General features: G+C 72.6%; 13 protein-coding genes. 7 read left to right on the top strand and 6 right to left on the bottom strand.

Features of this window, described 5'->3' with window-relative positions:
• Window position 1: 1 nt before the first annotated feature.
• The gene (locus WAB15_RS35165) at window positions 2-7,204 is read right to left on the bottom strand and encodes an amino acid adenylation domain-containing protein (RefSeq protein WP_407288753.1); all 7,203 of its coding nucleotides are present in this window, start codon (window positions 7,202-7,204) and stop codon (window positions 2-4) included.
• Window positions 7,205-7,586: 382 nt separating this feature from the next.
• On the opposite strand from WAB15_RS35165, the gene WAB15_RS35160 reads away from it, so the two are divergent.
• Complete coding sequence (locus WAB15_RS35160; RefSeq protein WP_407288752.1) at window positions 7,587-8,609, top strand: Ppx/GppA phosphatase family protein; 1,023 nt, start codon at window positions 7,587-7,589, stop codon at window positions 8,607-8,609.
• Between the two features lie 45 nt (window positions 8,610-8,654).
• Here WAB15_RS35160 and WAB15_RS35155 read toward each other — a convergent pair whose 3' ends face one another.
• On the bottom strand, window positions 8,655-10,730 hold the full coding sequence (locus tag WAB15_RS35155) for a SpoIIE family protein phosphatase (RefSeq protein WP_407288751.1): 2,076 nt from the start codon (window positions 10,728-10,730) through the stop codon (window positions 8,655-8,657).
• Between the two features lie 262 nt (window positions 10,731-10,992).
• Here WAB15_RS35155 and WAB15_RS35150 point away from each other — a divergent pair, with 262 nt between their 5' ends.
• The 5 genes from WAB15_RS35150 to WAB15_RS35130 all read left to right on the top strand — a co-directional run bounded on the left by WAB15_RS35150 (window position 10,993) and on the right by WAB15_RS35130 (window position 16,014).
• Window positions 10,993-11,520, top strand: a complete 528-nt coding sequence (locus tag WAB15_RS35150) for a (2Fe-2S)-binding protein (protein ID WP_399145387.1) — start codon at window positions 10,993-10,995, stop codon at window positions 11,518-11,520.
• A 10-nt stretch (window positions 11,521-11,530) separates the two neighbouring features.
• A complete protein-coding gene (locus tag WAB15_RS35145) occupies window positions 11,531-12,526 on the top strand; it encodes an FAD binding domain-containing protein (protein ID WP_399145385.1) in 996 nt (331 codons plus the stop codon).
• Window positions 12,523-14,766 (top strand): xanthine dehydrogenase family protein molybdopterin-binding subunit, encoded by a 2,244-nt coding sequence (locus tag WAB15_RS35140; protein ID WP_407288750.1) that lies wholly within the window; start codon window positions 12,523-12,525, stop codon window positions 14,764-14,766. The genes WAB15_RS35145 and WAB15_RS35140 overlap by 4 nt, the downstream gene beginning before the upstream one ends.
• A gap of 175 nt (window positions 14,767-14,941) precedes the next feature.
• Window positions 14,942-15,475 (top strand): hypothetical protein, encoded by a 534-nt coding sequence (locus WAB15_RS35135; protein ID WP_399145383.1) that lies wholly within the window; start codon window positions 14,942-14,944, stop codon window positions 15,473-15,475.
• Window positions 15,472-16,014, top strand: a complete 543-nt coding sequence (locus WAB15_RS35130) for a DUF3995 domain-containing protein (protein ID WP_407288749.1) — start codon at window positions 15,472-15,474, stop codon at window positions 16,012-16,014. Before WAB15_RS35135 ends, WAB15_RS35130 begins: the two co-directional genes overlap by 4 nt.
• 11 nt (window positions 16,015-16,025) lie before the next feature.
• Here the strand turns inward: WAB15_RS35130 and WAB15_RS35125 are convergent, their stop codons facing one another.
• The 4 genes from WAB15_RS35125 to WAB15_RS35110 are packed head-to-tail and all read right to left on the bottom strand — an operon-like array spanning window position 16,026 to window position 20,905.
• Window positions 16,026-17,222, bottom strand: coding sequence for an XdhC family protein (locus WAB15_RS35125; RefSeq protein WP_407288748.1), 1,197 nt, complete (start codon window positions 17,220-17,222; stop codon window positions 16,026-16,028).
• On the bottom strand, window positions 17,215-19,353 hold the full coding sequence (locus WAB15_RS35120; RefSeq protein ID WP_399145379.1) for a xanthine dehydrogenase family protein molybdopterin-binding subunit: 2,139 nt from the start codon (window positions 19,351-19,353) through the stop codon (window positions 17,215-17,217). The genes WAB15_RS35125 and WAB15_RS35120 overlap by 8 nt, the downstream gene beginning before the upstream one ends.
• A complete protein-coding gene (locus tag WAB15_RS35115) occupies window positions 19,350-20,351 on the bottom strand; it encodes an FAD binding domain-containing protein (protein WP_399145378.1) in 1,002 nt (333 codons plus the stop codon). Before WAB15_RS35115 ends, WAB15_RS35120 begins: the two co-directional genes overlap by 4 nt.
• A complete protein-coding gene (locus WAB15_RS35110; RefSeq protein ID WP_399145377.1) occupies window positions 20,348-20,905 on the bottom strand; it encodes a (2Fe-2S)-binding protein in 558 nt (185 codons plus the stop codon). Before WAB15_RS35110 ends, WAB15_RS35115 begins: the two co-directional genes overlap by 4 nt.
• Window positions 20,906-21,162: 257 nt before the next feature.
• On the opposite strand from WAB15_RS35110, the gene WAB15_RS35105 reads away from it, so the two are divergent.
• Window positions 21,163-21,771, top strand: a complete 609-nt coding sequence (locus WAB15_RS35105; RefSeq protein WP_407288747.1) for a TetR/AcrR family transcriptional regulator — start codon at window positions 21,163-21,165, stop codon at window positions 21,769-21,771.
• Window positions 21,772-21,834: the final 63 nt, after the last annotated feature.

Raw genomic sequence — 21,834 nt, 5'->3', positions numbered from 1 at the left:
GTCAGCTCTCCTCACGGGCTGCGGACCGGTCGGTCCGGATCAGTTCGGCGACGGTCTTCGCCACGTGTTCCACGTACGGTTCCTCCATGATCGTCAAGTGGTCGCCGGGGACGCTGACGACGTTGATCGGGCCGTCGGTCATCGTGCTCCAGCCGTTGCAGGCGTCCTGGTGGCGGGTCCGGGCGGCGCCGTGCATCTCGGCGAGGACGTCCGGCAGCGGCTCCATGGCGCGGATCAGGGTGGGCTCCAGGTGCTCGTCCTGGGGCCGGTAGTCCAGTGCCGCCTGCCAGTTCGCCTGGTAGACGTGGAAGAGGCGGCGGATGACGGCCCCCGAGCTGCCGGCCGGCAGCACACCGGCCTCGCCGGCGAGCCGGGCGATGAAGTCGAACTTCTCCTCGACGGTGGTCAGTTCCGTCGGGATGTCCTCCACCGGGGAGCCGCCGCCGCGCTCCAGCCACAGCAGTTCCCAGAAGAACCAGCCCAGCAGCGCGTCGTCGTCGTGCCGGGTGCGGGGCCCCGGGCTCAGGGCGGTGGTGTCCAGCAGGACGAGTTGGTTGATCTCCTCCCCCGCCGCGCGCAGCTGGCGGGCGATCTCGAAGGCCACGAAGCCGCCGAAGGACCAGCCGCCGATGGTGTACGGGCCGTGCGGCTGCACCGTGCGCAGTGCGGTCACATAGCTGGCGGCGATCTCCTCGACGCGGAGCAGCGGAGTGGTGCCCGGGTCCGCGCCCGCCGCCTGCAGTGCGTACAGCGGCTGGTCGACCGGGAGATGGCGGGCGAAGCGGACGTAGCACAGCACGTTGCCGCCCATGGGATGGACCATGAACAGCGGCGGGCGGCTGCCGTTCGGGCGGATCGGCACCAGGGGCTGGAAGGCGGCGACCGCGTCACCGTTGCGGAGCCGGGCCGCGAGTCCGGCCACGGTCGGCGCCGCGATGAACTCGGACAGCGCGATGGTCACCCCGTAGCGCTGCTCGATCTGCACCACCAGCCGCATCGCGGTCAGCGAGGTGCCGCCCAGGTCGAACAGGCCGGTGTGGATGCCGACCGACGGCAGGTACAGCAGATCCGCCATCATCTCGGCGAGCGCGCGTTCGTAGTCGTCGCGGGGCGCGGTGTCGTCGGGACCGGCGGCCGTGGTCAGCGGTGCCTTGCGCAGTGCGGCGTCGTCCCGTTTGCCACTGGGCGTCAGCGGCAGCCGCGGGGTCCACTGCAGATGCGAGGGCACCATGTGCTCGGGCAGTGTGGACTGCAGCCGTTCGCGGATGCCGGGCAGGTCCTCCTCGGCGCCGTCGCCGACGAGGAACGCCGCGAGGAAGGTGTCGCCGTTCTCGCGCTGCCGTGCCACGACCGCGGCGTCGCGGAGCTGCGGGTAGTCCTCGGCGAGGGCGGTGAGGGCCAGTTCCACCTCGGCGGGCTCGACGCGGAAGCCGCGGACCTTGACCTGCGCGTCGGCGCGTCCCGCGTAGACGACGGCGCCGTCGGACAGCACCAGGCCGAGGTCGCCGGTGTGGTAGAGCACCTGCCCCTCGCCGCCGAACGGGTGCGGGACGAAGCGCTCCTTGGTCAGGTCGGGGCGGCCTTCGTAGCCGTGGGCCAGGCAGGCGCCACCGAGGTAGACCTCACCGCGTGCGCCGGCCGGAACCGGGCGCAGGCGGTCGTCCAGGACGTGCACCTCGGCACCGTCGATGGCGTACCCGATGGGCGGCAGCGCGGGGAACGCGGCCGGGTCCCCGGCCATGGTGAAGGCGGTGGCGACATGCGTCTCGGTCGGCCCGTACTGGTTCTCCAGCACGGCGTCGGGGAGTGCGGCGCACAGCCGGCGGATCTCCCCGGTCACCCTCAGCTGCTCGCCGGACGAGATCAGCACCCGCAGGGCACGCGGGGTGATGCCCAACGCGTCGGCGGTCTCGGCGAGTTGCTGGAGGGCCACATACGGCAGGAAGACCCGCTCGATGCGCTCGGTGTCGATCCGGCGCAGCAGTGCGGGCATATCGCGCCGCTCGCCGTCGCTCACCAGGTGCAGCGCACCGCCCGAGCACAGGGTGGAGAAGATCTCCTGGAAGGAGACGTCGAAGCTCAGCGGGGCGTACTGGAGCGTCGCGCCGCCGGCGGCCGAACTGGGGGCCTGTATCTGCCAGTCCACCAGGGCGGCCAGCGAGCGATGCGGCATCGCGACGCCCTTGGGCCGGCCCGTGGAGCCGGAGGTGAACAGCACATACGCGGTGGAGTCCGGCGTGAGGTCCGGGCCCGCGGTGGCGTCCGCCGACTCTCCTTCGGACGCCGGGGACGGCTCGGTCACCGATTCGGCGGGCAGCACCAGCGCGGGGTCGCCCGTGAGATGGGCGTAGGGGGCATGGGCGATGACGCGGAACGGCCGGGCCTGCTCCAGCATCGCGGCCAGTCGCCGGGCGGGGTAGCCGACGTCGAGCGGCAGCACCGCGCAGCCGGCCCGCATGACGCCCAGGATCACGGCCATCGTCTGCGGCGACCGGTCCATGGCGATGCCGATCCGGGCCTCCCGCGGGGCGCCCAGTGCGCGCAGCCGGCCGGCCACGTGCCCGGCGGCTTCGTCGAGCCGCTGGTAGCTCCACCGCTCCTCGCCGGCGGCCAGCGCGGTCGCCTGCGGGGTGCGTGCGGCCTGGTCGGCGAAGCGGGTGACGACGGTGGGCGCGGCGGTGGCCTGCGCGAGAGCCGCGGGCCGGGCGAGGAAGGCGAAGTCGGGTTCGGTGTGCGGCTCCTCCACCATCCGCTGGAGGATCTTCAGATACCCGTCCGCGAAGAGTTCGGCCTGGTCGGCGGAGAAGGTGGCGCCGTCGCAGTCGATGCGCAGCCACACCCGCCCGCCGTCCGGTTCGGTGACCGCGTTGACCAGGAGGCGGAAGTTGGTCTCCTCCCAGGTACGGAAGTCCCGCAGCCGCAGGCCCGGCAGGTGCAGGATCTCGGCGAGCTGGTGGAAGTGGACGTAGTTGAAGGCGGTGTCCAGGACCGGGCCGCCGTGGTCCTCCTGGATGGCGCTGAGCGGGTAGCGGCGGTGGTCGTGACCGTCCTGCTCCTGCCGGAAGGCCTCGCGCACCACGTCGAGCCAGCTGTCGTGGGCGGCGTCGAGGCGCAGTGGCACGGTGTTGAGGAAGAGGCCGGCGATCCGCTCGGCGTGTGCCAGCTCGGGCCGCCCGTGGGTGACCAGCCCGGTCGTGAGGTCGCGGGTGCCGGCGAGCATCGCCAGCGTCAGGCAGTGCGCGGCGAAGAGCACGGACTTGACCGGCACGGTGTGCTCGGCCGCGAAGTGCCGCACCCGCGCCGTGAGCGCGTCGGGCAGCTCGACCCGGCGCGCGGAGGGCTCGGCGCCCTGGCCGCCCGGCAGGTGCGGGCCGAACGCCTCGATCTGCAGGGGCTCGCTGCCGGCCAGCTTCTGCTGCCAGTAGCGCCGGGTCTCCTCCGAGCGCAGGGCCTGCTGCTCGTCGCGTACGTGCGCGGCGGGTGAGGGCAGCCGAGGGGTGTCGACGGCGCCGGTGTCCAGGCCCAGGCCGTGGGCGTAGTCCTGGAGGAGTTCGCCCACGAGGGTGGCCACGCTGCCGCCGTCGAGGAGCGCGTGGTGGAAGCTGAGGACCAGGTCGACGGATGCGGGCCGGACATGGGCCCGGAAGAGGTACAGCGGCGCCCGGTCGAAGGCATAGGGGTGCCGGCGGCGTTCTTCGATGTGCCGGTGTATCTCGGCGTCGGCGGCGCCGGGTTCGAGGGAGCGCAGGTCCGCGACGTCCAGTCCGCCGTCCGCCTCGGGGTGGACGACCTGGAGCGGCTCGGAGAAGCCCGCCAGGGCGAAGGCGGAGCGCAGCGCCGGGTGCCGCGCCACCAGTTGCCGGAACGCCGCGCGGAACGCGCCCTCGTCCCAGGGCAGTTCGAGGGTGTACTGGAAGACGTCCTTGTAGGTGGCGGAGGTCTCGTGGCGGCGGCTGTGGTAGAGCAGGCCGAGCTGGAGCCGGGTCAGCGGGAAGGCGTCCTCGGCGCCTTGGAGGCCGGCCCGGTCCACGTGCGAGACGAGGGCGAAGGGTTCGGGGGCGGCGTCGCCCGCGTGCCCGGTGGCGTCGCCCGTCTTGGCGGCCAGTTGCGCGACCGTCGGGTTGCGGACGAGGTCGGTGAGCGAGAAGCGCAGCCCCTCGGCCTCGGCCGCGGCCCGCACCTTGAGCATCAGGATCGAGTCGCCGCCGAGCGCGAAGTAGTCGTCGTGCACCCCGACGGTCTCCCGGCCCAGTACGGCGGCCCAGACCCGGGCCAGCGCGGCCTCGACGGGGGTACGGGCCGTCTCGCGCGCCGCGGTGTCCTCGGTGTGCGGGCCGTCCTGGGGTGCGGGCAGTGCCCGGCGGTCGGCCTTGCCGTTGGGCGTGAGCGGAATGGCGTCGATCGGCAGGAAGTACGCCGGGACCATGAAGCCGGGCAGGATTCGGGCGAGTTGCTCGCGCAGCCGGACCGGGTCGTGCGCGGTGTCGGCGACGTAGTAGCCGACCAGATGCGTGCCGCGGTCGGCGGTGGTGCGGTCCACGACGAGGGCGTCGCGGATGCCGGGGACCGAGCCGAGGGCGGCCGCCACCTCGCCCAGCTCCACGCGGTTGCCGCGGATCTTGACCTGGCCGTCCATCCGGCCGAGGTACTCCAGGGTGCCGTCCGCCAGCCACCGTGCGAGGTCGCCGGTGCGGTACGTGCGGCCCTCCGGCACGAACGGGTCGCGCAGGAACTTCTCGGCGGTCAGCTCGGGGCGGTCCAGATAGCCCCGGGCCACGCCGACGCCGCCGATGCACAGTTCACCGGCGACGCCCACCGGCTGCGGCCGGCCGTCGGCGTCCAGCACGTACAGCCGGGTGTTGTCGATCGGCCGGCCGATGGGCACCCGCGTGACGGGCCGGGCGGGATCGGCCGGGCAGTCGTAGTACGAGACGTCCACGGTCGCCTCGGTCGGGCCGTAGAGGTTCGCCAGCCGCGCCGGGTGGTCGGTGCCGAAGACGCGCTGGAACTGCTCGACGCGGGCGGGCGGCAGGGCCTCACCGCTGCAGAAGACCTGGCGCAGGGAGCCGGCGCCCTCGCGGGCCTCGGGCGAGTCCTGGAGCAGGTCGAGGAAGGGACCGAGCATCGAGGGGACGAAGTGCGCGACGCTGACCCGCTGTTCACGGATGGTGCGCAGGATCTCGCGCGGGTCCTGCTGGCCGCCGGGCGGCAGCAGCGCCACGCTCGCGCCCTCGATCGCCCACCAGAACAGCTCCCACACGGAGACGTCGAAGGAGACCGGCGTCTTCTGGAGCAGGACGTCGTGCTCGCCGAGCGGGTAGCGGCGCTGCATCCACGCGAGCCGGTTGACGACGCTGTGGTGCTCCACCATCACGCCCTTGGGGCGTCCGGTCGAACCGGAGGTGTAGATGACGTAGGCCAGGTCGCGGGAGGTGGCGACCGGTTCCAGCGGGGCGCCGCTGCCCTGTAGCAGGTCGTCGACGCGCCGTACGGTCATCCCCTCGGCGGCCTCGGTGACGGGGGTGTCGCCGTCGACGATCACGACCTTGGCGCGGCTGTCCGCCAGCAGGAACGCCACGCGTTCGGCGGGGTAGCCGCGGTCCACGGGAACATAGGCGCCACCGGACTTCAGGACGCCGAGGAGGGCGGCCAGGAGCTGCGGCCCACGCTCCATCATGAGGGCGACCCGGTCGTCCGGGCCGACTCCCTCGGCCCGCAGGGCCCGTGCGACCTGGTTGGCCCGCTCGTCGAGTTCGGCGTAGGTCAGGGTCTCCCCCGCCGCCCCGATGACGGCGGTCTGCCGGGGGCGGCGGACGGCCTGCGCCTCGAACAGCGCGTGGAGGGTGGCGTGGTGGGCGTAGGGCACCCGCGGGCCGTGGCTGCGTACGGCGGTGAGGTCGTCGTACTCGGCGGGTTCCAGCATCCCGACGTCGGACAGCGGACGGTCCAGGTCGGTCAGTCCCTGTGCGACGAGCGTCTTGAGGTGGCCGGCGACCGAGGTGATCGGGAGGTCCTCGTCGAAGACGTCGCAGGCGTACTCCAGGTCGATGTGGAGGTCGGCGGTGTCGTCGAAAGCGGAGACGATGACGCTGAGCGCGTCCTGCTCGTGCGAGGGGGCCATCATGGACGTCTCGCGGGCGACGCCGGGTATCTGGTCCGGGCGGGGCCAGCGCATATAGGAGATCTGCACGTCGAAGAGCCGGCGCGGGCCCTCGGCCGACGCGGGCAGCTGGCGCAGTACGTCGCCGAGCGAGAGCCGTTCGTGGCGCTGCAGGTCGCGGGTCGCGCGCTGCGTGGCGGCGACCACCTCCCGCACGGTGCGGCCGCCGTGTGCGGCGATCCGCAGCGGCAGGGTGTTGGCGAAGTGGCCGGGCACCGCCCGGTGCCGCTCGTCGGGCCGGTTGAGGAAGGGGATGCCGAGGACGGCCTCCCCGCTGCGGTGCACCCGCGTCAGATACGTGCCGAACATGGCGGCCAGATAGGTGAACGGTGAGAAGCCGGCGGCGCGGATCCCGTCGACGAGCGCGCCTTCGATCACGAACGAGTGGCGGGACCGCTCGCCGGTACGTCCGGAACGGGGGAACAGCGCGGGCTCCACGCCGGCCAGGGCCTCTCGGTGGAAGGCCCGGTCGCGGTCGGCTTCGGCGCCGGCCCGGTAGGCGGCCTCCTCCTCGACGAAGGCGAGGTAGGAGGACGGGGCGGGGCCGGCTTCCTCCCGGCCGCCGGTCACCCGCGCGAAGTCCTCCAGGATCTCCCGGCTCAGCTGGTTGACCGCCCAGCCGTCGGCGACGATGTGGTGCGCCTTGATGTGCAGATGGGTGACGGTCGGGCTCTCCAGGAGCAGGGTCGCCTCGACCATCGGCCGGTCGATGAGCGGCAGGGCGCGGGTCAGCGATCGCCGTATCCACGCGTCACACGCCGCGGCCGGTTCGCGCTCTTGCGTCAGATCGAGCCGCTCGACCCGGACGCCTTCGGGCGCGGCCCACTGATGGGGCGTGCCGGCGCTTTCGCCGAAGCACAGCCGGAAACTCTCGTGGCGGGATAATGCGCGCTCAACACACTCGACAAGAACTTCGTGGTCCACGTCACCTTGTAGTCGCTCATGGAGTACACAATTGAACTGGGGTGATTCCGGTTCCTGGCGAGCAGCGACCCAGATGTCCCGCTGATAAGCCGTCAGTGATATCGGTGATTGCTGTTTCACGCGTCCTTGCCCTCTCCCACGGGCCGCACCGGCAGCCGAGTACCCAACATGATCAACATCATGCATCCCCGCATGTCCGATCCCATCGGACGCATCGGGGGGAGAGGAAAAGGAAAGACACAAACCCGCCAATCGAAGCGGACACCACGCGCCGCACTTACCAGATCCGGAATTACGTCGACCCACTCGTCGATCGAGCCCTGGAAATGCTTCTTCGCGCCTCGATCGCGCCATGCGCAAAGTTGTCCGAAAACAACACTGGCCAAGAACCCGCAGACCTGCAGACCGCTTGCGACTCGCCTGTGATTTGCCTGCGAGCCGCCACGGTCCGCGCTTTATCGATATTCAGTACGGCTCATCAATATCCGGCACCACCACGCACGTGAGCACGATAAGTGACATCATGATTACGGAGCGGGGTCGAGGCGGCGAGTTCCGGGAAGGCGGCTGGATGCGGCAGGCGGGTGTGCTGGACGTCGGGTGCCACAGTGCGCTGCTCACGGTGGTGCGGTGGCAGGGGGCGATACTGGAACCGGTCTTCTCCCACAAGGTGCGGCTCAGACTCCACAAGACCCTCGACCGGAAGGGGCGGCTGGGCAAGGCCGGGGTCAAGAGCGTGCAGCGCGCGGTGGCCGAGGCGACCACCGCGGACCCACATCTGCGCCTGCCGGAGGTGTTCGCGTTCGCCACCTCCGTCATCCGGGACGCCCCCAACCGCGAGGAGGTCATCGCGCGGGTGGCCCGCACGACCGGCACCTTGCTGCGGGTGCTGCCCGGCGAGGAGGAGGCCCGGCTGGCCTACGTGGCGGCCCGCCAGTGGACGGGCTGCGCGGTGGGCCCCTTGCTGGTCCTGGACATCGGCGGCGGCACCGTGGAGATCGCCTCGGGGACCGGCGGCCAGCCCCGTGTCGTCCGCTCGCTGCCGCTGGGCGCCCGCCGGATCACCCGGGACTGCCTGCCCGGCGGTATCGCCTCCTCCGGGTGGCGGCTGGCCGAGGTCCGCCGGCATCTGCGGCACTGCCTGAGTATGGAGCCGGGGGTGCCGCGGGCGGCGCCTGGGCAGCGCGTGCTCGCCTGCTCGAAGACCTTCGAGCAGCTCGCGCGGTTCGCCGGCGCCGCATCCGACGAACCGCGGCGAACGGGGCGGCAGCTGACCCTGCCCCAGCTGCGCGCGGCGATCCGCGTGCTGGCCGATGTCGCCCCGGATCGACGGGGCGCCCTGCCGGGCATCTCCCGGCACCGCGCCGAGCAGTCCCTGGCGGGTGCGCTGATCGCCGAGGGCCTCATGGAGGCGTGCGGGGTGGCGAGTGTCGAGATCTGCCCCTGGTCCACGCGCGAGGGGCTGCTGCTCGAACGCCTCGGCGTGCTCGACGGCGCCTATCCGCACGACCGGCCCGCCGGGTGATCCACCTGGCCCCGGCCCGTGGCGCGGGCCGGGGCCAGGTGCGGGTCAGGGCCAGGGCCGGGCGCGGGCGATGAGGACCGCGACATCGTCGTGGTCCTCCGGGTCGCGCAGGGTCTCCAGGAGCCGGTTGCAGGTGTCCTCCAAGGTGGGGTCGGGGGTGGCGAGCAGACGGCACAGCAGGTCCAGGCGCTCGTCGATGGCGTGCCGGCGGCTCTCGACCAACCCGTCGGTGTAGAGCACCAGTTGGTCGCCGGGGTGCAGGTCGAAGGTGGTGGATTCGAAGGGGACGCCGCCGACCCCGAGGGGGACACCGGTGGGCAGGTCGAGCAGTTCGGGCGGCCGCCGGGCACGCATCAGGACGGGGGGCAGATGTCCGGCGACGGCGATGCGGCAGGCCGCGCGGTGCGGATCGTAGACGGCGTAGGCGCAGGTGGCGTACTGCTCCAGGTCGGCGGTGATCTTGTCGATATGCCGCAGCACGTCGGTCGGCGGGATGTCGAGGTCGGCCAAGGTGGAGGAGGCGGTGCGCAGCCGGCCCATCGTGGTGGCGGCGGCGATGCCGCTGCCCATCACATCGCCCACGACCAGCGCGGTCTTGTCCGCCACGAGCGGGATGACGTCGAACCAGTCGCCGCCGACTTCGCTGGTGGTGCCGGCGGGCTGGTAGCGGGTGGCGATCTCCAGGCCCGACGGCTGCGGCGGACGGGCCGGGAGCAGGCTGCGCTGGAGGGTGAGGGCGGCATTGCGCTGGCCTTGGTAAAGGCGGGCGTTGTCGATGCAGACCGCGGCCCGGTCGGCCAGTTCGCCGGCCAGCGTGAGGTCGTCCTCGTCGAAGGGCAGCGGGTTGCGGGCGCGGGTGAGGCCCAGCGCGCCCAGCACCTCGCCGCGGGCGATCAGCGGCGTCGTGAGGTAGGTGTGGATGCCGGCCCGGGAAAGGAGGGCGGCCGCCTCGGGGTCCCGGGCGATATGTGCCAGGTCGTCCTCGTCGACGTGCGGGATCAGGATGGGGCGGCCGGTCCGTACGCACCGGGTGGCCAGCCGGTCGGGTCCGTAGCCGGCGATGTGGCCCGGAGGGTCGGCGGCGCGGACCGCCTCTGTGGGGTAGGCGGCCTTGACCGCGAGGGCCCGGAAGCGTGCCTGGCGGGTGCCGGGGGCCGGGGGCGGGCGGTCCTCCAGGACGGAGTCCAGGACGTCCACGGCCGCCACGTCGGCCAGCTCGGGCACGGCGACCTCGGCCAGCTCGCGGGCGGTCCGCTCCACCTCCAGGGTGGTGCCGATACGGGCGGAGCCGTCGGCGAGCAGCGCGAGACGGCGCCGGGCGCGGGCCACCTCGGTGGTCGCGCGGTAGCGATCGGTGACGTCCACCACCAGGCCGGCCACCCCCAGCACCCGCCCGCCGGGGTCCTCCAGCCGGTAGTAGGACACCGACCAGGCGTGATCGTGGTCGGGGTCGGCTGCGGTACGACCCAGGGTGTACTGGTCGACCAGGGGGTCGCCGGTCTCCAGGACCTGCCGCAGCGCGCCCTCGATCTCGTCGGCGTCCAGGAACGGCAGCACCTCGGGGACCGACCGGCCGAGGTGGTCCTCGGCGGACAGGCCGTTGATCCGCTCCAGCGCCGGGTTGACGGCCAGGTACCGCAGATCGGTGTCCAGGACGGCCAGCCCGATCGGGGACTGTGCGACCAGCCGCGTGGACAGGGCCACATCCCGCTCCACCTGGCGCAGGACCGCCTCGTCGGTGGCGATGCCCAGGGCGTAGAAGTCCCCCCGGTCGTCCAGCAGCCGCATGTTGCGGAACTCCACCAGACGGGTGCTGCCGTCCTTGTGCCGTACGGGGAAGGCCCCGGCCCAGCTCTGGCCCGTCCCCATCACCTCGGTGAACAGTGAGACCACCAGGTCCAGATGCCGCTCATGGACCAGCAGCCGGCCCGCGAAGCGGCCCAGCGCCTCATCGGCGGTGTAGCCGAACAGCTCCTCGGCCTGCGGGCTCCACAGCACGATCCGCCCCTCGGCGTCCAGCAGCACCGCCGCGACACCGAGCAGATCCAGCAGCCCGCTCGGCTGTGTCGCCGCAGGCGTCGGCTGGTCGCCCATGGGGCCGAACGGGTCGGCGGTGGTCATCCCCGGTCCTCCCTCCGGCGAGCGAGCTCCGGGCGGGGGTGACGGCTTGCGGGCACGATGCGTCGCTTCCCGGCTCGGACAGTGCGCGGGCCGGACACTCGCGGCTGCCCTTGCTTCGATTCTGCCTCTCCCCCACCGCGGCGGCCCGAGGGCGGACGGCCCGCGGCGGTGGCCGTCCGGCGCCGCCGAGGCAACCGGTGTCGGGTCGCGGCCGCGAAGCGGATGAAACAGGATGAAAAATCCAGCCTGAGGAGGTCTGCCCGTGTCCGCTCCCCACAGCCCGTCCAGGGCGCCCGCGGCCGCCGTACTCCCGGAACGCGGCCCCGACCCGGTGAAGATCACCCTGAACGTCAACGGCGAGGACCGGACCTGCGAGGTCGAACCCAGGGTCAGCCTCCTGGACGCACTGCGTGAGCGCCTGGACCTGACCGGTGCGAAGAAGGGCTGCGACCAGGGCACCTGTGGCGCCTGCACGGTATGGGTCGACGGGCGCCGGGTGCTGGCCTGCCTCACCCTGGCGATCGCCTGCGAGGGCCGTGCGGTGTCGACCGTCGAGGGCTTGGCCGAGGGCGACGAGCTGCACGCCATGCAGCGCGCGTTCGTCGAGCAGGACGCCTTCCAGTGCGGCTACTGCACCCCCGGCCAAATCATGTCGGCGGTCGCGCTGCTCAAGGAGGGCCACGCCTCGGACGACGCCGAGATCCGCGAGTGGATGAGCGGCAACATCTGCCGCTGCGCCGCCTATCCGCACATCCAGGCCGCCATCCGCGCGGTCCGCGACCAGACCTGAGGAGACCTCCGTGCGGCCCATCAGCTACTCCCGCGCCACCGCCGTCGCCGACGCGGTGGCCGCCGTCGCCGCGGACCCCACCAGCGACTTCCTGGCCGGCGGCACCACCGAGGTCGATCTGCTGCGGCAGAACGTGCTGCTGCCGCGCCGGCTGGTGGACATCAACGATCTGCCGCTCACCCAGATCGAGGACCGGCCGGACGGCGGTGTGTACATCGGCGCGCTGGCCCGTATGAGTGAGGTGGCCGCGGCGCCCGCCGTACGGGAGCGCTACCCGATGGTGGCGCAGGCGCTGGAACTCGGCGCCTCCGCACAGCTGCGCCACATGGCCAGCATGGGCGGCAACATGATGCAGCGGGTGCGCTGCGGCTACTTCCGCGACGCGACGTCCCCCTGCAACAAGCGCGATCCGGGCAGTGGCTGCAGCGCCCTGGACGGCTTCAACCGCGGGCACGCCGTGCTCGGCGTCAGCGACCACTGCATCGCCACCCACCCGTCGGACGTCGCCGTACCGCTGGTGGCTCTGGACGCCCGCATCCACACGGAGGGCCCGCGCGGCCGGCGGGTCTACCCGATCGACGACTTCTTCCTGCTGCCCGGCAACACCCCGCATCTGGAGCACCCGCTGGAGCACGGGGAGCTGGTGGTGGGCATCGAGGTTCCCGGCCTGCCCGCGGCCCGCACCTCCCTGTACACCAAGGTCCGCGACCGCGAGTCGTACGAGTTCGCGCTGGCCTCCGTCGCCGCCACGGTGACCGTGGAGAACGGCGTGATCGGCGAGGTGCGGCTGGCGCTGGGCGGCGTGGCCACCAAGCCCTGGCGCGCCCGCCGCGCGGAGGAGGTGCTGCGCGGCGCCCCCGCCCGCACCGAGACCTTCGCACGGGCCGCCCGCGAGGAGCTCGCCGCCGCCCGCACCGTGCCGCTCAACGCCTTCAAGGCCGAGCTGGCCCAGCGGACCGTCGTCCGAGTCCTGGAGACCCTCACCCCACCGGAGAGCCCGTCATGAGCACACCGACCCTCGCGATCGGACAGCCCACCGACCGCGTCGACGGCCGCCACAAGGTCACCGGCGGCGCGCACTACTCCGCGGACGTGCTCCTGGTCGGCATGGCGTACGCCGTCCTGGTCGGCGCGCGGGTGCCGAGCGGCCGGATCACCGCGATCGACGCCTCCGAGGCGCTGCAGGCCGAAGGGGTGCTCAGCGTCCTCACCCACGAGAACCTGCCGAAGGCCGCCGGCCAGCCCCCGCTGATTCCCTCGCTCGCCGGGATGCCCGCTCCGGGCCAGACCTTCTTCCCGCTCCAGGACGAGGTGGTGCACTACACGGGGCAGCCGGTCGCCGTCGTCGTCGCCGACACCCTCGAACGGGCCCAGCACGCGGGTGCGCTGATCCGGGTCTCCTACGAGGAGACGCCGTCGGTCACCACCCTCGACCAGGGGCGCGACGAGGCGTACGAGCCCGAGGCGATCTTCGCCGGCTTCATCCCGGGCCGCAGCGAGCGCGGCGATGTGGAGAGCGGGCTGGCGCAGGCCGAGGTGCGCATCGACGCCACATACACCTACGCCGCGAACAACCACAACCCCATCGAGCCCTCGGCCACCACCGCGGCCTGGGACGGCGACCAGCTGACCCTCTACGACGCCACCCAGGGGGTGACGGCCACCCAGCTCACCGTGGCGGCGCTGCTCGGTCTGACGCCCTCGAAGGTGCGGGTCGTCTCGCACTACGTCGGCGGCAGCTTCGGCTGCAAGGCGATGATCTGGGCGCACCCGGCGCTGGCCGCGCTCGCCGCCCGCCAGGTCGGACGCCCCGTCAAACTCGCCCTCAACCGGGAGCAGATGTTCACCTCGGTCGGCCACCGGGAGGAACAGGAGCAGCGCATCACGCTGGGCGCGGACAAGGAGGGCCGGCTCACCGCGCTGCGCCACCACAAGCTCTCGCCCACCTCGCACTTCGACGACTGGGCCGAGCCCTCCCTCGGCGTCGCCGGCCAGATCTACGCCTGCCCGAACTACGAGGGCGTCTACCGGCTGATCCGCGCCAACACCATGACGCCGACCTTCATGCGGGCCCCCGGTGAGGCCTCCGGCATGTTCGCGCTGGAGAGCACCATGGACGACCTCGCCCACCGGCTGGGCATCGATCCGGTGGAACTGCGCCTGCGCAACTACAGCGACACCGACCCCACCACCGGCAACCCCTGGTCCAGCTGCGGGCTCAAGGAGTGCTACGCACGTGGAGCCGAGCGCTTCGGCTGGCATCGGCGCAACCCCGAACCCCGGTCCCACCGGGACGGCAGGTGGCTCATCGGCTACGGCATGGCGGCCGCCGGATATCCCGTCTACGGTCCGAACAACCCGCAGCGCGCCCGGGCCCGCCTGTACTCCGACGGCACCGCCGTGGTGCAGGCCGCGACGCCCGACTTCGGCACCGGGGTCGCCACCGTGATGACGCAGGTGGCCGCCGACGCCCTCGGCCTGCCCGTCGAGCGCTGCCGCTTCGAGGGCGGCGACACCACCCTGCCCACCATCGCCGCCGCGGTCGGCTCCTCGGGCGCGGGCATGATCAGCGCGGCCGTGCACACCGCGGCGACCCGCCTGCGCGACCAGCTCATCGCGCTGGCCGTCGCGGACACCCAGTCGCCCCTGCACGGTGCGGACCCCGGCACGGTCGTCGTACGGGACGGCCGGATGATGCTGAGTGCGGATACCGGGACCGGCGAGAGCTACGGCGATCTGCTGCACCGCAACTTCCTCCCCGACGTCGAGGCGGGCGGCTCCTGGTCCCCGTCGGCCGAGAGCACCCGCTACGGGATGATGACGTTCGGCGCGCAGTTCGCCGAGGTCGCCGTGGACCCCGGCCTCGGGATCGCCCGGGTCCGGCGGATGGTCGGCGCCTTCGCACCCGGCCGGGTCCTCAACCCCAAGACGGCCCGCAGCCAGCTCATGGGCGGGATGCTCTGGGGACTGGGCCAGGCGCTCCTGGAGGCCAACTACATGGATGCGCGCCGCGGCCGCTGGGTCGCCTCCAGCCTGGGCGACTACCTCGTTCCGGTCCATGCCGACGCACCGTCGGTGGAGGTCGAACTCGTCGATGTGGCGGACGAGATCGTCAACCCGCTCGGCGTCAAGGGCGTCGGCGAGGTGGGCCAGGTGGGCGCCGCCGCGGCCATCGCCAACGCCGTCCACCACGCCACCGGACGCCGCTTCCGCAAGCTGCCCATCACCCTCGAAGACCTGCTGTGAGGCAGGGCGAGGTGCGGGCGGGGGTGCGGTGCCCGTAGTGCGGCACCTGTAGTGCGGGTGCCCGTAGTGCGGTGCCTGTCGTCCGCCGGGCGGAGCCGGTCCTCGGCCGCCCGGCGGAGTGCGATGGTTCTTGGGCAGGAAGTGGGCGGAGCCGGCGCCGGCCAGCATGGCGTCCATGACCTTGGATGTGTGCGGTGGCCTGATCCGCCGCAAGCTGCTCGGACCCGCCCGGCCGGTGCCCGCGGGGCTCTTCGTACGGCTCGCCGCGTACCTGGCGGTGCTGGAGATGCTGGTGTACACCGTGCAGAAGGTGTACATGGCGGGGCGCGGCGAGATCGGCATGCCCGGTCACCCCGCTCCCGAGTCCGTACAGGCACAGTTCGCGCACGCCGGACTCGCCCAGGCGGCCAACGCCGCGCTCGGTGCGCTCGCGGCGACGGTGGCGCTGGCGACCGTCACGCGGTGGGGAGCCCGCATCCCGCGCTGGGTGCTGTGCTGCGCGCTGACGCTCGCGCTGGTGATGCTGTCGCTGGGGGCGGTGGCGACCATCGGGCGTCCGGACTTCGGGTGGGGCCACCTCGGCTGGAGCGGCGTCTTGGGAAGCCTGCGGGAAGCCGTCCAGTTGGGCGCATGGCTCGTGGTGGCGGTGTCGTACGGGCTGCGTACGCGCCGGCCCCGGGACCGTCCGGCAGCCGGGGCGGGGCGATGACCGGCGGCCGCGGGCGGGTGACGGCGGCCGGCGTGGCCTTCGGCTGCGCGCTCGCCTACGGTGCGCTGAAGCTCGACTGGGCACTGGGCGGCACGTTGCTGATGCGGGAGACTCCGCTGCCCCGTGCCGCCCGCGACGACCTGCTGCACCGCACCGCGGACGCGGTCCTCGGGCACTGGATGTCCGTGGCGCTGGCGGTGGTCGGCATGGCGGTGGCGCTCCAGCTGTCCGGCCGCTTCCGGCCCCACGGGAGGATCCGCCGCGGGGTGCTGCTCGCCGGTTCCTGGGCGGGGTGCCTGTTCATGGTGTCGCGCGCGATCGGGCTGCTGGGCTATGGGTTCTGCCACGACCTGCGGCTGCTGACCGGCGCGGTCTCCGTCCGCGCCGCCACCACGGATCTCGTGCGCTACCAGGCGGGTTGGGATCTGCTGCTGTGGTCGCCGTACTGGCTGGTCTTCGGCCTCTGCTGGGGCGTCGCGGCCTGGCACTACGGGCGCGGACGGTCGGCCGGGGGTCCGGGCCCCGGCGACCGTCGGTGACCCGGGCCGCATCATGCCGCCGCAGGCCTCCCGGCCGTACGGGCCCCCCGCCCCTCCGCCTCATCGTCCCTCTCCACGTCCATGTCCGCGTTCGCGTCATGGTGGATCGGAGTCCCCGAGCCGGTCAGCGGAACGCCCGTGCCGCCCCGCCGGGCAGCGACGATCTCCGCCGCGATGGACAGCGCGGTCTCCTCGGGAGTACGGGCTCCGAGGTCGAGGCCTATCGGGGACCGCAGCCGCGCCAACTCCCGCTCTGTGACGCCGACTTCGCGCAGCCGCCGATTGCGGTCCTCATGGGTGCGGCGGGAACCCATCGCGCCGACGAACGCGACCGGCAGCCGCAGCGCCTCCGTCAGCAGGGGCACGTCGAACTTGGCGTCGTGGGTGAGCACGCACAGGACCGTACGGGCATCGGTCGCGGTGCGCTGGAGGTAGCGGTGCGGCCAGTCGACCACGAGGTCGTCGGCTTCGGGGAAGCGGGTGCGGGTGGCGAAGACCGGACGGGCGTCGCACACCGTCACGTGATAGCCGAGGAACTTGCCCGTACGCACCAGCGCCGCGGCGACGTCGACGGCACCGAAGACGATCATGCGGGGCGGTGGCACGCTCGACTCGACGAACAGCGACAGGTCGGCGGGATCGCAGCGCGAGCCGCGCTCCGAGAGGGCGACCGTGCCGGTGCGGCCCGCGTCGAGCAGGGCACGCGCCTCGCCGGCCGCCGCCCGGTCGAGGTCCGGAAGGCCGCCCAGGCTGCCCTCGAACGATCCGTCGGGGCGCACCAGCAGCGCCCGGCCCAGGAGCCCGTCCGGCCCCTGGGCCACACGGGCCAGCGCCGCGGTCTCCCCGCGAGCGGCGGCCGACAGCGCCGCCTCGCACACTTTCCTGACCGCCGTGCCGGCGCCCATCGGCGTGACCAGGACCTCGATGACCCCGCCGCAGGTCAGCCCCACCGCGAAGGCGTCCTCGTCGCTGTAGCCGAACCGCTCGCGCACGGTCTCGCCGTCCTTCAGCGCCTGGACGCACAGGTCGTAGACCGCCGCCTCGACGCAGCCGCCGGAGACCGAACCGATGGCCGTGCCCTCGGCGTCGACGGCGAGGGCGGCGCCGGGGCCGCGCGGCGCGCTGCCGCCCACCGCCACGACGGAGGCGACGGCGAAGGACCGGCCCTCCTCCGCCCAGCGGTTCAACTCCTCGGCGATATCAAGCATGTCGGGTCCCGTTGGGCGCTCCCGCCTGCAGAACGCGGTCGGGGCGGATCGGCAGGTGTCGGTGGCGTGCACCGGTCGCGTGCCAGACCGCGTTGGCGATCGCCGCCGCGGCGCCCACGATGCCGATCTCGCCGATGCCCTTGATCCCGACCGGGTCCTCCGGATCGGGGTCGTCGATCCAGTCCGCCTCGATGAGCGGGACATCGGCGTTCGCGGCGATGTGGTATCCGGCGAGGTCGGCGCCCACATGGCCGCCCGATGCCGGGTCCCTGACCGCCTCCTCGTGCAGCGCCATCGAGATGCCCCAGGTCATACCGCCGATGAACTGGCTGCGTGCGGTCAGCGGATTGATGATCCGGCCGGCCGCGAAGATGCCGAGCATCCGCCGCACGCGGACCTCGCCGCTGGTGACGTCCACGGCGACCTCGGCGAACTGCGCTCCGAAGGAGTGCCGTTCCTTCTGCGTGAGCGCGCCGAGGGCCTCGGTAGTGTCGGACCGTGCCGTGATGCCCTGCTCCGGAATGTCGACGCCGAGGGCCAGTTGCTCCCGCAGTTCGCGCACCGCGGCCGTGACCGCCCAGCCCCAGGAGCGGGTGCCCATCGAGCCGCCCGCAAGCATCGCCGGGCCGAAGTCGCTGTCCGCAATGCGTACCTGGACGCGCTCCGGTGCCACCTTGAGGGCGTCCGCGGCAATCAGGGTCAGCGCGGTCCGCGCTCCGGTCCCGACGTCCGCCGCGGTGATCCGTACGGTGAAGGTGCCGTCGGCCTCCGCCGTCACGGCCGCCGTGGACGGGCCGACGAGCACGGGGAAGGTGGCCGTGGCGGTGCCGGTCCCGAGCAGCCAGCGCCCTTCACGGCGCAGTCCGGGACGCGGATCCCGGTCCGCCCAGCCGAACCTGCGGGCCCCTTCCTGGAAGCAGGACAGGAGATTGCGGCTGCTGAACGGGAGGCCGGAGACGGGCCCCACGGCCGGTTCGTTGCGGGCCCGCAGCGCGATCGGGTCCATGCCGCACTTCTCGGCGAGTTCGTCGAGCGCGGACTCCAGCGCGAACGAGCCCGGAGCCTCACCGGGCGCGCGCATAAAGGTCGGCGTCGGCACGTCGAGAGGTACGACGCGGTTGACGGTGTGGTGCGCGTCGGCGTCGTACAGCGGACGTCCGAACCCGGCGCTCTGCTCGACGAATTCATGGACGGTCGAGGTCAGGCTCTGCCCCTGGTGGTCGAAGGCGCGCAGCCGTCCGTCGCTGTCGGCGCCGAGCCTGACGCGCTGCGCGGTGGGGCTGCGGTAGCCGACCAGCGAGAACGTCTGACGGCGCGTCATGACGACTCTGACGGGGCGGTCCAGGACCGTCGCCGCCATCGCGGCGAGGATCTGGTGCACGCGTATGCCCTTGGCCCCGAAGGCCCCGCCGACGTGTTCGGACCGCACCCGGACCGAGGCCGGGTCGAGGGAGAACAGCTTCGCCAGCTCGTCCGCGACCCAGGTGCTGCCCTGGTTGGAGTCGAAGACTTCGAGACGGCCGCTGTCCCAGCGCGCGGTCGCCGCGTGCGGTTCCATCGCGCTGTGGTGCTCTTCGGGCGTGGTGTACTCCGCGTCCACGACGTGGGTGGACGCGGCGAGTTCGGCCTCCAGGTCGCCCTTCTCCGTTTGCATGCCCGCGGCGTCCGGCGTGTAGGTGCCGGGACGTCCGGCGGAGAACGCCACGTCGTGCGACTCCGCGTCGTAGTGGACGACCAGCGTCTCGGCCGCCTCCCGCGCCTGCTCGGACGTCTCGGCGACGACCAGCGCCACCGGCCAGCCCATGAACGGCACCCGGTCGTGCTGGAAGACCTCGACGATCGGGTCGGGCCGCCCCAGCATGCCCAGGTAGTCGCCGTCGACGCGCGGCGCGTTCCCGTGGTGCAGCACGGCCAGGACGCCGGGCATCGCGAGAACGGGGGCCGACTCGACCGAGCGGATGCGGCCGCGGGCGACGGTGGACAACACCAGCCAGCCGTGGGCGAGTTCGGCGAAGGGGATCTCTCCCGCGTAGCGGGCCGCTCCGGTGACCTTGGCCAGGCCCTCCACGCGGGTGTGCGCGGTGCCGACGGCTCCCGTCACCGCGGTGGTTCCCGTCGTCGTGGTGGTCATCGGGCGGCCTCCTCGGACAGCTCGGTCAGTTCGGTCAGCACGGCCACGACGAGGTTGCGCATCAGCGTCACCTTGTAACCGTTGTGCGGCAGCGCCTCGGCGGCTGCCAGTTCGGCGTCCGCGGCGGCGGCGAAGGCGTCGGCGCCCGCCGGCCCCCCGGTCAGCACCCGTTCGGCCTCCCGTGCCCGCCACGGCCGGGACGCGACCGCCCCGAAGGCGAGACGGACATCGCGTACGACTCCGCCCCGCACGTCCAGGGCGGCGGCGAGCGAGCCGATGGCGAACGCGTAGGACGCGCGCTCGCGCACCTTGCGGTAGCGGGAGTGCGCGGCGACCGGGGCCGGCGGCAGGGTGATTCCGGTGATCAGCGCCCCGGCCGGCAGCGCGGTCTCCAGATGCGGGCTGTCGCCCACGGGCAGATAGAACTCCGCGAGCGGCAACTCACCCGGTCCGTCGGCCGTTTCATAGGTCACGACGGCGTCGAAGGCGGCGAGCGCCACCCCCATGTCCGAGGGATGAACGGCCACGCACTGCTCGGAGGCACCGAGGATCGCAGAGTTGCGGTGCTCGCCCTCGATGGCGGGGCAACCGCTCCCGGGGGCGCGCTTGTTGCACGGTTTGGCCAGGTCGGCGTAGTAGCCGCAGCGGGTGCGCTGGAGGAGGTTCCCGCCGACCGTGGCCATATTGCGCAGCTGCCCCGAGGCGCCGGCCAACACGGCCTGCGCCAACGCCGGGTAGCGGCGCCGCACTTCGGGATGGGCGGCCAGATCGCTGTTGGTGACCGTCGCGCCGATGCGCAGACCGCCGTCCTGCGTGACCTCGATCCGATCGAGGGGCAGTTCGCGCACGTCGACGAGGAGTGCGGGCCGCTCCACGCCGGCCTTCATCAGGTCGACGAGATTGGTGCCGCCGCCGAGGAAGCGTGCCTCCGGTTCGGCGCCGAGCAGGGCGACCGCACCGGGCACGTCGAACACTCGCTGATAGCCGAACTCCCTCATGCCCCCGCCTCCGTGTCCACGCGCACGTCCGCCTCCGCAGCCCGCGCGACCGCCTGCACGATCGACACATACGCGCCGCATCGACACAGATTGCCGCTCATCCGCTCCCGGATCTCGTCGGCGGTCAGCGGCGGCGCCCCCGCTTCGGGCCGTATGTCCTCGGTGACGGCGCTGGGCCAGCCGGCCGCGTGCTCCTCGATGACCGCCAGGGCCGAACAGATCTGCCCCGGCGTGCAGTAGCCGCACTGATATCCGTCGAGGTCGAGGAACGCCTGCTGCACCGGATGCAGCCGCTCGCCGTCCGCCACGCCCTCGATGGTGGTGATCTCACGCTCCTCCGCCGCGACCGCGAGCTGCAGGCAGGAGACGGCTCGGCGCCCGTCGATCAGCACCGTACAAGCGCCGCACTGGCCTTGGTCGCAGCCCTTCTTGGTCCCGGTCAGATCGAGGCGCTCGCGCAGCGCGTCAAGGAGCGTGGTGCGGTGGTCGACGGGCAGCGTGTGCTTTTCGCCGTTGATGTTCAAGGTGATGGCGCTGGACGTCGATAGGGCCATGATCAGCCTTCTTTCGCGTATATAAGGCGCGGCGGGCATCGGGGCGCGGGCGCTGGGGCCGGTGCGGCCGGCCGGGAAGTCGAGCTGTCCCCGTGAGCGGTTCGAACGGACGTGGCACGGCTTGCGCAGGGGTCTCTGTGCGTAGCGACATAAGCTATGGTGAACCTAGCGGACAGTTGTCCGGTTACCGTCGAATCTACCGGACACTTGTCCGGTTAGCAAGAGTCGGCCGTCGGTGATTCCCGAAAGGGGGACGAGTGCAGCACGCGGAGAACACACCGGGGAAAGGCACCCCGGCGAAGCAAGCACCGCTGCGCTCGGACGCACAGCGCAATCGCGAGCGCATCCTGGAAGTCGCGCTGGAGGAGTTGACCCACTCCGCCGACGCCCCACTGAGCGCGATCGCGAAGAAGGCGGGCGTCGGACAGGGGACTTTCTACCGCAACTTCCCCAACCGCGAGTCGCTCGTCCTGGAGGTCTACCGCTACGAGGTCCAGCAGGTCTCCGACACCGCCTGCCAGCTCCTCGAGACCCGCGCACCCGACCAGGCACTGCGGGAGTGGATGGACCGCCTCGCCCAGTACGCCATGACCAAGGCCGGCCTGCGCGACGCCATGCGCAAGGCCACCACCGCACAGGGCACCATGGCCGGTCTGGGACACGGCACGGTGACCGCGGCCGTCGCCGCCCTGCTGAAGGCGAACGAGGAAGCCGGCACCATCCGCCCGGGGCTCACCCCCGACGACTTCCTCCTGGCCATCGCCGGCCTCTGGCAGATCGACCCGCACGGCGACTGGCACTCCCGCGCGGACCGCCTGCTGGACCTCGTCATGGACGGCCTGCGCGCGGGCGCTCCCGGACGGTGAGTCGGGCCCACCGGCCCGAGCGACCTGCCGCGACCCTCCCCACTCCATTGAGCGGCGACCGGC

Origin of the sequence: Streptomyces sirii, assembly GCF_045690365.1 — a bacterium.
Classification (GTDB): Bacteria; Actinomycetota; Actinomycetes; order Streptomycetales; family Streptomycetaceae; genus Streptomyces; species Streptomyces sirii.
Note: the sequence above shows the minus strand (reverse complement) of the source record. Positions and strands in the feature narration are given on the sequence as shown.

Bases quoted from the DNA above. Each gene is read 5' to 3' on its own strand.
- WAB15_RS35155 (WP_407288751.1), bottom strand. From the start codon at position 10,730: ATGACCACCGCCGACCCGTTCGGCCCCATGGGCGACCAGCCGACGCCT.
- WAB15_RS35140 (WP_407288750.1), top strand. From the start codon at position 12,523: ATGAGCACACCGACCCTCGCGATCGGACAGCCCACCGACCGCGTCGAC.
- WAB15_RS35135 (WP_399145383.1), top strand. From the start codon at position 14,942: ATGACCTTGGATGTGTGCGGTGGCCTGATCCGCCGCAAGCTGCTCGGA.
- WAB15_RS35130 (WP_407288749.1), top strand. From the start codon at position 15,472: ATGACCGGCGGCCGCGGGCGGGTGACGGCGGCCGGCGTGGCCTTCGGC.
- WAB15_RS35125 (WP_407288748.1), bottom strand. From the start codon at position 17,222: ATGCTTGATATCGCCGAGGAGTTGAACCGCTGGGCGGAGGAGGGCCGG.
- WAB15_RS35120 (WP_399145379.1), bottom strand. From the start codon at position 19,353: ATGACCACCACGACGACGGGAACCACCGCGGTGACGGGAGCCGTCGGC.
- WAB15_RS35115 (WP_399145378.1), bottom strand. From the start codon at position 20,351: ATGAGGGAGTTCGGCTATCAGCGAGTGTTCGACGTGCCCGGTGCGGTC.
- WAB15_RS35110 (WP_399145377.1), bottom strand. From the start codon at position 20,905: ATGGCCCTATCGACGTCCAGCGCCATCACCTTGAACATCAACGGCGAA.